Origin of the sequence: Pseudomonas sp. NPDC086112 (assembly GCF_044746425.1) — a bacterium.
Classification (GTDB): Bacteria; Pseudomonadota; Gammaproteobacteria; order Pseudomonadales; family Pseudomonadaceae; genus Aquipseudomonas.
Genome location: NZ_JBIVCD010000044.1, coordinates 1 through 14,171, shown reverse-complemented (window position 1 = coordinate 14,171; position 14,171 = coordinate 1). Strand labels below are relative to the sequence as shown.

Below are 14,171 nucleotides of genomic sequence, written 5' to 3'. Positions count from 1 at the left end.
AAAGATAATCCAAAACAAATTAAAACAAGTTTATCGTGAACGTGAAGACCAAGCTTTCTGATTGTCTGCGCCCGCTGATGCTGGGCGCGCTGTTCCTGGGTACCGCGGCCAACGCCGCGGTACAGTCCATCGATAAAGTGGTGGCTATCGTCGACAATGACGTGGTCATGCAGAGCCAACTGGACCAGCGTGTTCACGAAGTTCAGCAAACCATCGCCAAACGCGGTGCTGCCGTACCGCCTGCCGGCGTGCTGGATCAGCAGGTGCTCGAGCGTCTGATCGTCGAAAACCTGCAACTGCAGATCGGCGAGCGTTCCGGCATTCGCATTACCGATGAAGAACTGAACCAGGCTGTCGGCACCATTGCCCAGCGCAACAACATGTCGATTGAACAATTCCGCTCCGCTTTGTCTCGCGACGGCCTGTCTTATGACGACGCTCGTGACCAGATCCGCCGCGAAATGATCATCAGCCGTGTGCGTCAGCGCCGTGTAGCTGAACGCATCCAGGTGTCCGAGCAGGAGGTGAAGAACTTCCTGGCGTCCGACCTGGGCAAGATGCAGCTGTCCGAAGAGTTCCGTCTGGCCAACATCCTGATTCCTACGCCGGAAAGCGCCAACTCCGACGCGATTCAGAATGCAGCCAAACAAGCCGACGCGGTTTACCAGCAACTCAAGCAAGGCGCTGACTTCGGTCAGTTGGCAATCGCCAAATCCGCCAGCGAAACCGCACTGGAAGGCGGCGACATGGGCTGGCGTAAAGCTGCTCAACTGCCACCTCCGTTCGATCGCCTGCTGAGCACCATGGCTGTTGGCGACATTACCCAGCCTATGCGTACCCCGGGCGGCTTCATCATTTTGAAGATCCTCGACAAGCGTGGCGGCGAAGCCCAGGTGCGTGACGAAGTGCATGTGCGTCACATCCTGGTCAAACCAAGCCCGATCCGCGACGAAGCAAAAACCAAGGCTCTGGCTGATTCGCTCTATTCCCGTATCGAAGCGGGCGAAGATTTCGGCGAGCTGGCGAAAAGCTTCTCGGAAGACCCGGGTTCCGCCCTCAACGGTGGCGATCTGAACTGGATCGACCCGAATGCACTGGTGCCGGAATTCCGCGAAGTGATGGCCAAGACCCCACAAGGTCAGCTGTCCAAGCCGTTCCAGACTCAATATGGCTGGCACGTTCTGGAAGTCCTTGGTCGCCGTGCTACCGACAGCACCACCCAGGCCCGTGAACAACAAGCGATGACCGTACTGCGTAACCGCAAATACGACGAAGAGCTGCAAACCTGGCTGCGTCAGATCCGTGACGAAGCGTATGTAGAAATCAAGCTCCCTGGTGCAGACCAGGCAACGCAGTGAAACCCAAGCGTTTCGCGTTGACCCCCGGCGAACCGGCCGGCATAGGTCCCGACCTGTGCCTGCTGCTCGCCTCGCAAGCCCAGCCACACCCTCTGATTGCCATTACCAGCCGCGACCTGCTCATCGAGCGGGCCGCGCAGTTGGGCGTGGTTGTTGATCTGCTGTCGGTAACGCCGGACAGCTGGCCGGATGCTCCCGCACCTGCCAACAGCCTGTATGTGTGGGATACGCCGCTTAACGCCAAGGTCATCGCCGGGCAACTGGACAAAGCCAATGCGGCTTTCGTCCTGGAAACCCTGACGCGTGCTGGCCAGGGCTGCCTGGACGGGCATTTCGCCGGCATGATCACCGCCCCAGTGCACAAAGGCGTGATCAATGAATCCGGAATCGCCTTTTCCGGGCACACGGAATTTCTCGCTGACCTGACTCATACCGCGCAAGTGGTGATGATGCTCGCCACCCGCGGCTTGCGCGTAGCGCTGGTTACTACTCACCTGCCCCTTCGCGAGATTGCTGATGCAATCACGCCGGAGCGTCTGGAGCGGGTCACGCGGATCCTGTACGCCGACCTGCAAGAAAAATTCGGCATCGCCCAGCCACGCATCCTGGTTTGCGGGCTCAACCCGCACGCCGGTGAAGGCGGTCACCTGGGCCATGAAGAAATCGACATCATCGAACCTACATTAGAGCGCCTGCGCGGCGAGGGCATGGACCTTCGCGGTCCCCTGCCCGCCGACACTCTGTTTACCCCCAAATATCTGGAGCACTGCGACGCGGTGCTGGCGATGTACCACGACCAGGGCCTGCCCGTGCTGAAATACAAAGGCTTCGGCGCGGCAGTCAACGTGACCCTTGGCTTGCCGATCATCCGCACTTCGGTCGACCATGGCACCGCCCTGGATCTGGCCGGCAGCGGCAAAATTGATACCGGCAGCCTGCAAGTCGCCCTGGAAACCGCCTATCAGATGGCCGAGACCCGTTTATGACCGAGCATTACCAACACCGGGCGCGCAAGCGCTTCGGCCAGAACTTCCTGCACGATGCCGGCGTTATCGATCGCATCCTGCGTTCCATTCACGCCAAACCCGAAGACCGTCTGCTGGAAATCGGCCCGGGCCAGGGCGCATTGACTGAAGGCCTGCTCAACAGTGGCGCCCAACTGGACGTGGTGGAGCTGGACAAGGACCTGATCCCGATCCTCAACCAGCAGTTCGCCAGCAAGAGCAATTTCCACCTGCATCAGGGTGACGCGCTGAAGTTCGACTTCAACAGCCTGAACGCCGCGCCAAACAGCCTGCGAGTGGTCGGCAACCTGCCGTACAACATCTCTACGCCGCTGATTTTTCATCTGCTGCACAACGCAAGCCTGATTCGTGACATGCACTTCATGCTGCAAAAAGAAGTGGTCGAACGTCTGGCGGCGGGGCCTGGTGGCGGTGACTGGGGTCGCCTGTCGATCATGGTTCAGTACCATTGCCGGGTCGAACATCTATTCAACGTCGGCCCGGGCGCGTTCAATCCGCCGCCGAAAGTCGACTCGGCCATCGTGCGCCTGGTGCCTCACGCGGTACTGCCGCATCCAGCCAAAGATCACAAACTGCTGGAGCGCGTCGTGCGCGAAGCCTTCAACCAGCGCCGCAAAACCCTGCGCAACACGCTGAAATTGTTGCTGAGCAACGCTGAAATCGAAGCCGCCGGCGTCGATGGCAGCCTACGCCCTGAGCAGCTCGATCTGGCGGCCTTCGTTCGTCTGGCCGACAAGCTCAGCGAACAAGTCCTACACAAGCCTGCCACCGACTGAAGGCGATGAGCGCTATCGGGTAGGACGCCACTCTGGTTTACTACCCGATACTTGGCCTAGACTGAGTTCTATCAGCTATGCCCCGCGTCCCGCTTCGTTTCTAAGGCCTTTTGCATGTCCGATCCTCGTTATCAGGTCGACGTCAGCGTCGTCACCCGCTATCTGGCAGAACAATCGCAACCCGAGCAAAATCGCTTTGCCTTCGCCTACACCATCACCGTGCAGAACAATGGCCTGGTGCCCGCCAAACTGCTTTCACGGCACTGGGTGATTACCGACGGTGACGGGCATGTCGAGGAGGTTCGTGGTGCAGGCGTCGTCGGCCAACAGCCGTTGATCGACGTGGGCAAGAGCCACACCTACAGCAGCGGCACTGTCATGACGTCCAAAGTCGGTACGATGCAGGGCACTTATGAGATGGTCGCCGACGACGGTAAACACTTCGACGCCGTCATCGCTCCGTTTCGCTTGGCAGTACCCGGAGCCCTGCACTGATGGCGACGTATGCCGTCGGCGATTTGCAAGGCTGCCTTGAGCCGCTGCAATGCCTACTCAAGCAAGTCGCTTTCGACCCGGCAAAGGATCGCTTGTGGTTGGTGGGTGACCTCATCAACCGTGGCCCACAGTCGCTGGACACCTTGCGCTTCCTTTATGGCATCCGCGAATCGCTGGTGTGCGTACTCGGCAACCATGACCTGCACTTGCTGGCGGTCGGGCAAAACATCGAACGCCTGAAGAAGGCCGACACGCTGCGCGAGATTCTTGAAGCACCCGATTGCGGGGAGCTGCTGGAGTGGGTTCGGCAACAAAAGCTCATGCATTACGACGAGCAGCGCGATATCGCACTGGTCCATGCCGGCATCCCGCCTCAATGGTCGCTGCGCAAAGCCTTGAAGTGCGCCGCCGAAGTCGAAGACGCCCTGCACGATGACAATCGCTTCGCGCCTTACCTTGACGGCATGTACGGCAATGAGCCGGTGAAATGGGACAACGATCTCAAAGGCGCGGCTCGCCTGAGAGTCATCACCAACTATTTCACCCGGATGCGTTTTTGCACCAGCGACGGCAAACTCGACCTCAAGGGCAAGGAAGGCATCGACACCGCACCGCCGGGTTATGCGCCATGGTTTGCCCACAAGGAGCGCAAGACCAAAGGCCTGAAGATCATCTTCGGCCATTGGGCGGCGCTCGAAGGCCAGTGCAACGAGCCAGGTCTGTTTGCGCTCGACACCGGTTGCGTCTGGGGTGGCGCCATGACCCTGATGAACGTCGACACCGGTGAGCGCCTGCAATGTAAATGCGCCCCCCGAGGTAATACCCGGCCGCCAGTCGCCGCCTCTATCCCCGAACAAACGTCAGCCAGCGCCCCGCGCTAGACTGCGCTTTCAGCCGAGCCACAGGAGCCCGCCATGAGCGAATTCAAACGTATCCCCCCAGAACAGGCCCAGGCCCTGCGCGAACAAGGCGCGGTGGTGGTCGATGTCCGTGACCCGGCAACGTTTGCCGCACTGCACATCGCCGGTTCGAAGCATCTGGACAATCATTCTCTGCATGCTTTCATTCAGGGCGCTGACCTGGACGCGCCGACGGTAGTGGTCTGCTATCACGGCAATTCCAGCCAGGGCGCGGCTGCCTATCTAGTCAGCCAAGGCTTCTCCGACGTCTATAGCATGGATGGCGGTTTCGAGTTGTGGCGTACGACCTATCCTTCGGAAACGGCGCAAAGCACTTCCGAATAATTTTTTTCAATGCGCGCAAGCCCCGGTCCCCGCGGGCTAGCGCGGTGACAGACGAACGGTCTGCCACAACTTATTACGCATCTTGCATTTACCTTCCGAATTCCCAACTATCCTTAAGCGCAGGCCATCCAAAACAGGGGAGAGCCGGTACACCGGCGCGCGGGTCATCGGGAGTAGCTTTCGGAGTCGTCAGCTCCGAGAGAGTTCTGGGGGGTAAACAGCAACTGCCTGTTCGGTTGCTGCCAGCATCGACTGAGTGATCCGGCGTCGGCTCCACGTATCGAGCGAGGTGACGTCATGAGTATCTTTAGCCACTTCCAACAACGCTTCGAGTCCACGCGCCAGGAAGAACTCTCTCTGCAGGAGTACCTGGAGCTGTGCAAAAAGGACCGCAGCGCCTACGTTTCCGCCGCCGAGCGTCTCTTGCTGGCCATCGGAGAACCGGAGCTGCTCGACACCTCGACCAATTCGAGGCTGTCGCGAATCTTTTCCAACAAGGTGATCCGCCGCTATCCGGCCTTTGAAGACTTCCATGGGATGGAAGAATGCATCGACCAGATCGTGTCGTATTTCCGCCATGCGGCCCAGGGTCTGGAAGAGAAGAAACAGATCCTCTACCTGCTCGGCCCTGTCGGTGGCGGTAAGTCGTCCCTGGCCGAAAAGCTCAAACAACTGATCGAGAAAGTGCCCTTCTACGCAATCAAGGGCTCGCCGGTTTTCGAGTCGCCTTTGGGTCTGTTCAACGCCACCGAAGATGGCGCGATCCTTGAGGAAGACTTCGGCATTCCCCGGCGCTATCTCAATACCATCATGTCGCCATGGGCCACCAAGCGTCTGGCCGAATTCGGCGGCGACATCAGCCAGTTCCGCGTGGTGAAACTCTATCCGTCGATTCTCAACCAGATCGCGGTGGCGAAAACCGAGCCGGGAGATGAAAACAACCAGGACATCTCGGCACTGGTGGGTAAGGTCGATATCCGCAAACTGGAAGAGTTCCCGCAGAACGACGCCGATGCCTATAGCTACTCGGGGGCGCTGTGCCGGGCCAACCAGGGCTTGATGGAGTTCGTCGAAATGTTCAAGGCACCGATCAAGGTGCTGCACCCATTGCTGACGGCCACCCAGGAAGGCAACTACAACAGTACCGAAGGTTTGGGGGCGATTCCGTTTACCGGGATCCTGCTGGCTCACTCCAACGAGTCGGAATGGCACACCTTCCGCAACAACAAGAACAACGAAGCATTCATCGACCGGATCTATATCGTCAAAGTGCCGTACTGCCTGCGCGTCAGCGACGAGGTGAAGATCTACGACAAGCTTCTGTTCAACAGCTCGCTGGCCAAGGCCCATTGCGCGCCCGATACCCTGAAAATGCTCGCACAATTCACCGTACTTTCGCGCCTCAAGGAGCCGGAAAACTCCAACATCTATTCCAAGATGCGCGTGTATGACGGCGAAAACCTCAAGGACACCGATCCGAAGGCCAAGTCGATCCAGGAATACCGCGACGCAGCGGGTGTCGACGAAGGCATGAACGGTCTGTCGACCCGCTTCGCCTTCAAGATTCTGTCGAAGGTCTTCAACTTCGATCCGCACGAAATCGCTGCCAACCCGGTACACCTGCTCTACGTGCTGGAACAGCAGATTGAACAGGAACAGTTCCAGGCCGAGACCCGGGAACGCTATCTGCGCTTCCTGAAAGAGTACCTGGCGCCGCGTTATATCGAATTCATCGGCAAGGAGATTCAGACTGCCTACCTCGAGTCTTACAGCGAGTACGGTCAGAACATCTTCGATCGCTACGTGCTGTACGCCGACTTCTGGATTCAGGATCAGGAATACCGCGATCCGGAAACCGGCGAGATCCTCAACCGCGTAGCCCTGAACGAAGAACTGGAGAAAATCGAAAAACCGGCCGGCATCAGCAATCCGAAGGATTTCCGCAACGAAATCGTCAACTTCGTACTGCGCGCCCGAGCCAACAACAACGGCAAGAACCCAACCTGGCTCAGCTACGAAAAACTGCGGGTGGTCATCGAGAAGAAAATGTTCTCCAACACCGAGGATTTGCTGCCGGTCATCAGCTTCAACGCCAAGGCCAGCAAAGAGGACCAGCAGAAGCACAACGACTTCGTCACACGGATGGTCGAGCGGGGCTACACCGACAAACAGGTACGACTGCTGTCCGAGTGGTACTTGCGGGTCAGAAAATCACAGTAACCCGCTGCCGGTCAGACCGGTTGTCGTTAGCCCGAGGCCTGTTTACGCTTTTTCTGTTACACAGGCCTCTGGAGGTGTCCGAAATGCGGTAGCGAGGTTCAGGCAGCATCAAAGCGCTTGAGGGGAGCGTGTACACCCTCCGGCACTGGCCTTATGCTGCGTTAACGCTCGCCCCTTTCAGGACAGCTTCTAAGGAGCAGTCATGAGCTATGTGATCGACCGACGTCTCAATGGCAAGAACAAGAGCACGGTGAACCGTCAGCGGTTTCTGCGGCGCTACCGTGATCACATCAAAAAGGCTGTCGAAGAGGCGGTCAGCCGGCGCTCCATTACCGATATGGAACACGGCGAGCAGATCAGCATTCCCGGCCGCGACATCGACGAGCCTGTGCTTCACCACGGTCGTGGCGGCAAGCAAACCATCGTGCACCCCGGCAACAAGGAATTCACCAGCGGCGAGCACATTGCCCGTCCGCCCGGAGGTGGCGGCGGCAGAGGCCCCGGCAAGGCCGGTAACACGGGTGAAGGGATGGACGAGTTCGTCTTCCAGATTACCCAGGAGGAATTCCTCGAATTCATGTTCGAGGACCTTGAACTGCCTAACCTGGTAAAACGCCACCTGACCGGCACCGACACCTTCAAGACCGTACGCGCCGGTATCAGCAACGAGGGCAACCCGTCACGGATCAACATTATCCGCACGCTGCGTTCGGCCCATGCCCGACGCATCGCCTTGTCCGGCAGCAGCCGGGCGAAATTGCGCGAAGTCAAAGAGGAACTGCTGCGACTTAAACGGGAAGAACCGGACAACTTCGGCGATATCCAGGATCTCGAAGCAGAAATCGAGAAGCTCAGCGCGCGCATTCACCGAGTGCCGTTTCTCGACACCTTCGACCTCAAGTACAACCTGCTGATCAAGCAGCCGAACCCCAGTTCCAAAGCCGTAATGTTCTGCTTGATGGACGTGTCCGGCTCCATGACCCAGGCGACCAAGGACATCGCCAAACGCTTCTTCATCCTGCTGTACCTGTTCCTCAAGCGCAACTACGACAAAATCGACGTCGTGTTCATCCGCCACCACACCAGCGCCCGTGAAGTGGATGAGGAGGAGTTTTTCTACTCCCGGGAAACCGGCGGCACCATCGTCTCCAGCGCCCTGAAACTGATGCAAGAGATCATGGCCGAGCGTTATCCGAGCAACGAATGGAATATCTATGCCGCCCAGGCGTCCGATGGCGACAACTGGAACGACGATTCACCGATCTGCCGCGACATCCTGATCAATCAGATCATGCCGTTCGTGCAGTACTACACTTATGTTGAGATTACCCCGCGCGAACACCAGGCCCTGTGGTTCGAATACGAACGCATCGCCGAAGCCTTCTCTGACACTTTTGCCCAGCAGCAACTGGTCTCGGCCGGGGATATCTATCCGGTCTTTCGTGAACTCTTCCAGCGCAGGTTAGTGACATGACCGCCAAAGAGCAGAAGCGCCAACCCATTTCCACCGGCTCCGAATGGACATTCGAGCTGATCCAGGCCTACGACCGCGAAATCAGTCGTCTCGCGGCCCGCTACGCGCTGGATACGTATCCCAACCAGATCGAAGTGATCACCGCCGAGCAGATGATGGACGCCTATGCCTCTGTAGGCATGCCCTTGGGTTATCACCATTGGTCCTATGGTAAACACTTCCTCAGCACCGAAAAATCCTACAGTCGCGGCCAGATGGGGCTGGCCTACGAGATTGTGATCAACTCGGACCCCTGCATTGCCTATCTGATGGAAGAAAACACCATCTGCATGCAGGCGCTGGTGGTGGCTCACGCCTGCTATGGCCATAACAGTTTCTTCAAAGGCAACTACCTGTTCCGCACCTGGACCGACGCCAGCTCGATCATCGATTACCTGGTGTTCGCCAAGCAGTACATCATGCAGTGCGAAGAACGCCACGGCATCGACGCGGTAGAGGACTTGCTCGACTCCTGCCATGCGCTGATGAATTACGGGGTCGACCGGTACAAACGCCCGTATCCGATTTCCGCCGAAGAAGAACGCCGTCGGCAGAAGGATCGGGAAGAGCATCTGCAGAAGCAGATCAACGATTTGTGGCGGACCATTCCAAAAGGCGCGGACAAGTACAGCGACAAGGACAACGCACGCTTCCCCGCCGAACCTCAGGAAAACATCCTGTATTTCATCGAAAAACATGCACCGTTGCTGGAGCCCTGGCAGCGCGAAATCGTGCGGATCGTACGCAAGATCGCCCAGTATTTTTATCCACAGCGCCAGACCCAGGTCATGAACGAAGGCTGGGCCACCTTCTGGCATTACACGCTGATGAACGACCTGTACGACGAAGGCCTGGTCACCGATGGTTTCATGATGGAGTTCCTGACGTCCCATACCAGCGTGGTCTTCCAGCCCGGTTTCGACAGCCCCTATTACAGCGGCATCAACCCCTACACCTTGGGTTTTGCGATGTATCGCGATATCCGCCGGATATGCGAACACCCCACCGAAGAGGACTATCGCTGGTTTCCGGAAATCGCCGGAACCGACTGGCTGTCCAGCATCAAATTCGCCATGAGCAGCTTCAAGGACGAGAGTTTCATCCTGCAGTACCTGTCACCCAAGGTGATCCGCGACCTCAAGCTGTTCAGCATCCTCGATGACGATCAGAAGGACGATCTGCTGGTTCCGGCGATACACGACGAAGACGGCTATCGAACCATTCGTGAAACCCTGGCGGCGCAATACAACCTGGGCAATCGCGAACCCAACATACAGATCTACAGCATCGACCGACGTGGCGACCGCTCCCTGACCTTGCGCCACCAACAACACGACCGCAAACCGCTGGGCGATTCCACTGATGAAGTGCTCAAGCACCTGCACCGCCTCTGGGGCTTCGACATCCACCTGGAAACCCTGCAAGGGGATCAGGTGATGAAAACCCACCATGTTCCGCCCAGAAGCGAGCATGGCGAGGGGGATTACGGCCGGCTGGACCTGGCAGTCATTCATCTTTGATCCTGTTTTCTGCCTCCGGAAGTTCGACGCAAAGGTTATTCTGTCGGGCTAACGGAGGTTTTTATGCAGATTTATAAAGTCGGCGGTGCGGTCCGCGATCGCCTGCTGGGCAAACCTGTCACCGATATCGACTGGGTCGTTGTAGGCGCCACCACCGAAGAAATGCTCGCCAAGGGCTTTCGTCCGGTGGGCGCGGACTTCCCGGTTTTTCTTCACCCCAAAAGCGGTGAGGAATACGCCCTTGCCCGTACCGAACGCAAAAACGGGCGCGGCTACGGCGGCTTCATCTTTCACGCCAGCCCTGATGTCACCCTCGAAGAAGATCTGATTCGCCGCGACCTGACGATCAACGCCATGGCCGAGGACGATCAACAGAACCTGACCGACCCTTACCACGGTCAACGGGACCTCGAGGCTCGCTTGCTGCGTCACGTTTCCCCCGCGTTCGCCGAAGATCCTCTCCGAGTTCTACGCGTTGCTCGCTTTGCCGCGCGTTATGCGGAACTGGGTTTCACCGTCGCCCCCGAGACATTGGAGCTGATGCGTCAACTCAGCGAATCCGGTGAATTGGAGGCGTTGACGCCCGAACGCAGTTGGAAAGAAATCGCCCGCGCGCTGATGGAAGACCAACCCCAAGTCTTCATCGAGGTGTTGCGCGAGTGCGGCGCGCTCAAGGTACTGATGCCGGAAGTCGACGCGCTGTTCGGTGTACCGCAACCCGAAGCCCATCACCCCGAAATCGATACGGGCGTGCACACCCTGAGCGTGCTGGAGCAAGCGGCGCTGCACAAACAACCGCTGACCGTACGCTGGGCCTGCTTGCTGCATGACTTGGGCAAAGGTTTGACGCCCGAGGAAGAATGGCCCCGCCACATAGCCCACGAGCACAAAGGCCTGAAGCTGATCAAAGCGGTCAATGAGCGCTTCAGGGCACCGAAAGACTGTCAGGAGCTGGCGCTGCTAGTGGGCAAGTATCACACCCATGGCCATCGTGCTCTGGAGCTGAAACCGTCGACCTTGCTGGAGTTGCTGCAGAGTTTCGACGTCTATCGTCGACCTCAGCGCTTTGAAGAATTTATCTCGGCGTGCGAGATGGACGCTCGAGGGCGTAAAGGCCTGGAGCAGAGAAGTTATCCACAGGCGGATTATTTACGGGGTGCGGCAACTGCAGCGCGAAGTGTTGCCGTTCAGCCATTGCTGGAAAAGGGATTCAAGGGGCCGGAATTGGGTGAGGCGATCAAGGGCGAGCGCCTCAAGGCGTTGAAGGCTTACAAAGAAGCGGCCTCGGCCTGAAAAGCCTCGCTCCTACAGGTGATGAACGGCGTCAACCTGTAGGAGCGAGGCTTGCCCGCGAAGGCGTCTTGCGCCTCACAACAAATTCGAAGGGGTCAACTGCTCGCCGCGCCACTCAAAAGCCACCGGCGCCAACACCTGATCGATCTGCGCTTCACTCCACAAAGCCGCAAAGCTTTTGCCTACGCCCGGATGCACACGATCCGGCGCAATCAGCGACAACGGCCAAAGCACGAAGGCATTTTTCAGAATCTCTGCCCGCGGCAAGATCAAGCCATCGAAATTGCCCACCAGATCGCCGAAGAGCAGCACGTCGATATCCAGCGGCAAGCCCTTGCGATCCGGCGCGTAACGGCCGTTATCCGCCTCGATGAATTTCAACCGTCGATCCAGCTCCATCAGCGGCAGATCGGTGAAGGCCGAGACCACAAAGTTAAAAAACGGCCCGCTCTTGATCCCCACCGCCTGGCTTTCGAATACCGCCGAACAGCGAATATCCACCAGGAAACCCGCCAGAGCATCCAGGCCTGCCTGCAAATGGGCTTCGCGCTCGATATTGCTACCGAGCCCGAGGTATACCTGAGTCAGCGACATCCGCGCTCGATCTCCACGCCCACACCACCCGTGGCAGCCGGGATGGCACCTGGCTTGGTCAGTTTGAGGCGCATCCAGGTGATCTTGAATTCGCTCATCAGCACTTGCGCCAGACGCTCGGCAAAGGTCTCCACCAGCAGGAACTGCGCCTGCTCGGCAAACGCCTGAATGCGCGACGAAACGCTCGCGTAGTCGAGCGCCAGGGCCAGGTCATCACCGGCGGCGGCCGGACGATTGTCCCAGGCGAAGCTCAGATCAAGTCGCAGACACTGTCGGATGCCTCGTTCCCAGTCGTAGGCACCGATGACGGTGTCGACTTCCAGGCCCTCGATAAACACTCTGTCCAAGCACTTCTCTCCACTGCACGACAAGGGCGCAATGCGCCGTTAGAATCAGGGCGTCCTCGCCCGGAATAGTTAGCATGTTTTGGTTACTGGCGATCCTCGCCTACCTGCTCGGCTCTCTGTCCTTCGCCATTTTGCTCAGCCGCCTGACCGGTAACCCCGATCCGCGAATGAGTGGCTCGGGCAATGCCGGCGCCACCAATATGTTGCGTCTGGCCGGCAAAAAACTCGCCATTCTGACCTTGCTCGGCGACCTGAACAAAGGTCTGCTACCCGTATTGATCGCAGGTGCAGTGGGCCTTTCACTGCAACAACAGGCCTGGATTGGCGTCTGCGCCGTTATCGGTCACCTGTTTCCGCTGTACTTCCGCTTTCGCGGTGGCAAGGGTGTCGCCACCGCGGCTGGCATGTTGCTGGGGCTCTACCCGCCCGCCGCGCTGCTGGCGGTCTGTGTCTGGTCGCTGACGTTCTACCTGACCCGCACCAGCTCACTCGCAGCCCTGATTGCCACACCATTGACCTTGCCACTGCTTGCCTGGCAAGAACCAGCGGCATTGCTGCCCATGAGCGCGCTCACAGGCCTGATCGTCTGGCGTCATCGCGGCAATCTACGCGACCTGTTTGCCGGGCGCGAACGGCATTTTTAAATACCGCACATGAGCGCCGCTCATCACAGCGCCGACAACTGCTCCATCGGCCAGCGCGCCTGCACGCTGATCGCCAGGCTTTCATGCTGGCCGGCCTGCAAGCGCTGACAACCGGCAAACGCGATCATCGCGCCATTATCGGTGCAGAACTCCGGACGGGCATAAAACACATCGCCCTTCATGTCGCCGAGCATTTTTTCCAGTGAAACCCGCAGTGCTTTGTTGGCGCTGACGCCCCCTGCGATCACCAGACGCTTGAGACCCGCCTGTTTCAGGGCACGCTTGCACTTGATGGTCAAAGTCTCCACCACGGCCTGCTGGAACGCCAGTGAGATGTCGCAACGGGCTTGCTCGCTGTCGTCCCCGGCGCTGACGCTCTGCTGCCAGGTGTTCAGGGCGAAGGTTTTCAGGCCACTGAAGCTGAAAGCCAAGCCTGGACGATCACACATCGGACGCGGAAAAGTGAAACGTCCTGCAACGCCCTGCTCCGCCAGACGCGCGATCTCCGGGCCGCCCGGATAATTCAGGCCCATCATCTTCGCGGTCTTGTCGAACGCTTCGCCGGCCGCATCGTCGAGAGTCTCGCCCAGGAGCGTGTATTGACCGATCCCGTCGACCTGAACCAGCTGCGTATGACCACCCGATACCAACAAAGCGACGAACGGGAACTCCGGTGGTTGCGGCTCCAGCATCGGCGCCAGCAAGTGACCTTCCATGTGGTGCACGCCCAAGGCCGGAATGCCCCAGGCAAACGCCAGCGCCTGGGCGCAGGAGGCCCCCACCAGCAAGGCTCCGACGAGGCCAGGACCGGCGGTATAAGCGATGGCGTCGATCTCGGTCGGCACACAGCCGGCCTCGGCCAGGACCTGACGAATCAAGGGCAGCATGCGTTTGACGTGATCACGCGACGCCAGCTCCGGCACCACACCGCCATAGGCGCGATGCAGATCGATCTGACTGAACAGCGCGTCGGCCAACAGCCCGCGTTCACTGTCGTAAAGTGCGACACCGGTTTCGTCGCAAGAGGTTTCTAATCCCAGTACTAGCATGGGTTTGCGCCTTGTAGAGGCTGAATTCGAAGGCGCGCATAATAGTCGTCGCGTGATGCCCCGACCAGCGGTTTTCGATCAGAGGCTTTTCAT

The 14,171-nt window shown here is 58.7% G+C and carries 14 protein-coding genes; 11 read left to right on the top strand and 3 right to left on the bottom strand.

Features of this window, described 5'->3' with window-relative positions; genetic code table 11:
- Positions 1–41: 41 nt before the first annotated feature.
- From surA to ACIPLA_RS23965, 10 genes are all read left to right on the top strand, one after another.
- Entirely contained in the window at positions 42–1,358 is a 1,317-nt protein-coding gene (gene surA, locus ACIPLA_RS24010; protein WP_192344788.1) for a peptidylprolyl isomerase SurA, read from the top strand.
- The gene (gene pdxA, locus ACIPLA_RS24005; RefSeq protein ID WP_192344789.1) at positions 1,355–2,344 is read left to right on the top strand and encodes a 4-hydroxythreonine-4-phosphate dehydrogenase PdxA; all 990 of its coding nucleotides are present in this window, start codon (positions 1,355–1,357) and stop codon (positions 2,342–2,344) included. Before surA ends, pdxA begins: the two co-directional genes overlap by 4 nt.
- Positions 2,341–3,159: a 16S rRNA (adenine(1518)-N(6)/adenine(1519)-N(6))-dimethyltransferase RsmA gene (gene rsmA / locus ACIPLA_RS24000; RefSeq protein ID WP_008067426.1), complete on the top strand. Its 819-nt coding sequence runs from the start codon at positions 2,341–2,343 to the stop codon at positions 3,157–3,159. Before pdxA ends, rsmA begins: the two co-directional genes overlap by 4 nt.
- Before the next feature lie 114 nt (positions 3,160–3,273).
- Positions 3,274–3,654, top strand: a complete 381-nt coding sequence (gene apaG / locus ACIPLA_RS23995; RefSeq protein ID WP_007904265.1) for a Co2+/Mg2+ efflux protein ApaG — start codon at positions 3,274–3,276, stop codon at positions 3,652–3,654.
- A complete protein-coding gene (locus tag ACIPLA_RS23990; protein WP_401176503.1) occupies positions 3,654–4,535 on the top strand; it encodes a symmetrical bis(5'-nucleosyl)-tetraphosphatase in 882 nt (293 codons plus the stop codon). The genes apaG and ACIPLA_RS23990 overlap by 1 nt, the downstream gene beginning before the upstream one ends.
- Positions 4,536–4,568: 33 nt before the next feature.
- On the top strand, positions 4,569–4,898 hold the full coding sequence (glpE, locus tag ACIPLA_RS23985) for a thiosulfate sulfurtransferase GlpE (RefSeq protein WP_218395197.1): 330 nt from the start codon (positions 4,569–4,571) through the stop codon (positions 4,896–4,898).
- Positions 4,899–5,195: 297 nt separating this feature from the next.
- Positions 5,196–7,118 carry a PrkA family serine protein kinase gene (locus ACIPLA_RS23980; protein WP_007904259.1) on the top strand — a complete coding sequence of 641 codons (1,923 nt, stop codon included), beginning with the start codon at positions 5,196–5,198 and terminating at the stop codon, positions 7,116–7,118.
- 202 nt (positions 7,119–7,320) lie between these two features.
- Complete coding sequence (locus ACIPLA_RS23975; RefSeq protein ID WP_192344792.1) at positions 7,321–8,592, top strand: YeaH/YhbH family protein; 1,272 nt, start codon at positions 7,321–7,323, stop codon at positions 8,590–8,592.
- Complete coding sequence (locus tag ACIPLA_RS23970) at positions 8,589–10,151, top strand: SpoVR family protein (RefSeq protein ID WP_007904256.1); 1,563 nt, start codon at positions 8,589–8,591, stop codon at positions 10,149–10,151. Before ACIPLA_RS23975 ends, ACIPLA_RS23970 begins: the two co-directional genes overlap by 4 nt.
- Positions 10,152–10,214: 63 nt before the next feature.
- Positions 10,215–11,444 carry a multifunctional CCA addition/repair protein gene (locus tag ACIPLA_RS23965; protein WP_218395198.1) on the top strand — a complete coding sequence of 410 codons (1,230 nt, stop codon included), beginning with the start codon at positions 10,215–10,217 and terminating at the stop codon, positions 11,442–11,444.
- 75 nt (positions 11,445–11,519) lie between these two features.
- Here ACIPLA_RS23965 and folK read toward each other — a convergent pair whose 3' ends face one another.
- Positions 11,520–12,038: a 2-amino-4-hydroxy-6-hydroxymethyldihydropteridine diphosphokinase gene (gene folK / locus ACIPLA_RS23960; protein WP_401176496.1), complete on the bottom strand. Its 519-nt coding sequence runs from the start codon at positions 12,036–12,038 to the stop codon at positions 11,520–11,522.
- Complete coding sequence (gene folB / locus ACIPLA_RS23955; protein WP_123497385.1) at positions 12,029–12,385, bottom strand: dihydroneopterin aldolase; 357 nt, start codon at positions 12,383–12,385, stop codon at positions 12,029–12,031. The genes folK and folB overlap by 10 nt, the downstream gene beginning before the upstream one ends.
- A gap of 74 nt (positions 12,386–12,459) precedes the next feature.
- Between folB and plsY the strand changes: the two genes are divergently transcribed.
- Positions 12,460–13,029 (top strand): glycerol-3-phosphate 1-O-acyltransferase PlsY, encoded by a 570-nt coding sequence (gene plsY / locus ACIPLA_RS23950; RefSeq protein WP_192344795.1) that lies wholly within the window; start codon positions 12,460–12,462, stop codon positions 13,027–13,029.
- A gap of 23 nt (positions 13,030–13,052) precedes the next feature.
- On the opposite strand, the gene tsaD is transcribed toward plsY, so the two are convergent.
- Positions 13,053–14,078: a tRNA (adenosine(37)-N6)-threonylcarbamoyltransferase complex transferase subunit TsaD gene (gene tsaD, locus ACIPLA_RS23945; protein ID WP_063342354.1), complete on the bottom strand. Its 1,026-nt coding sequence runs from the start codon at positions 14,076–14,078 to the stop codon at positions 13,053–13,055.
- Positions 14,079–14,171 lie beyond the last annotated feature (93 nt).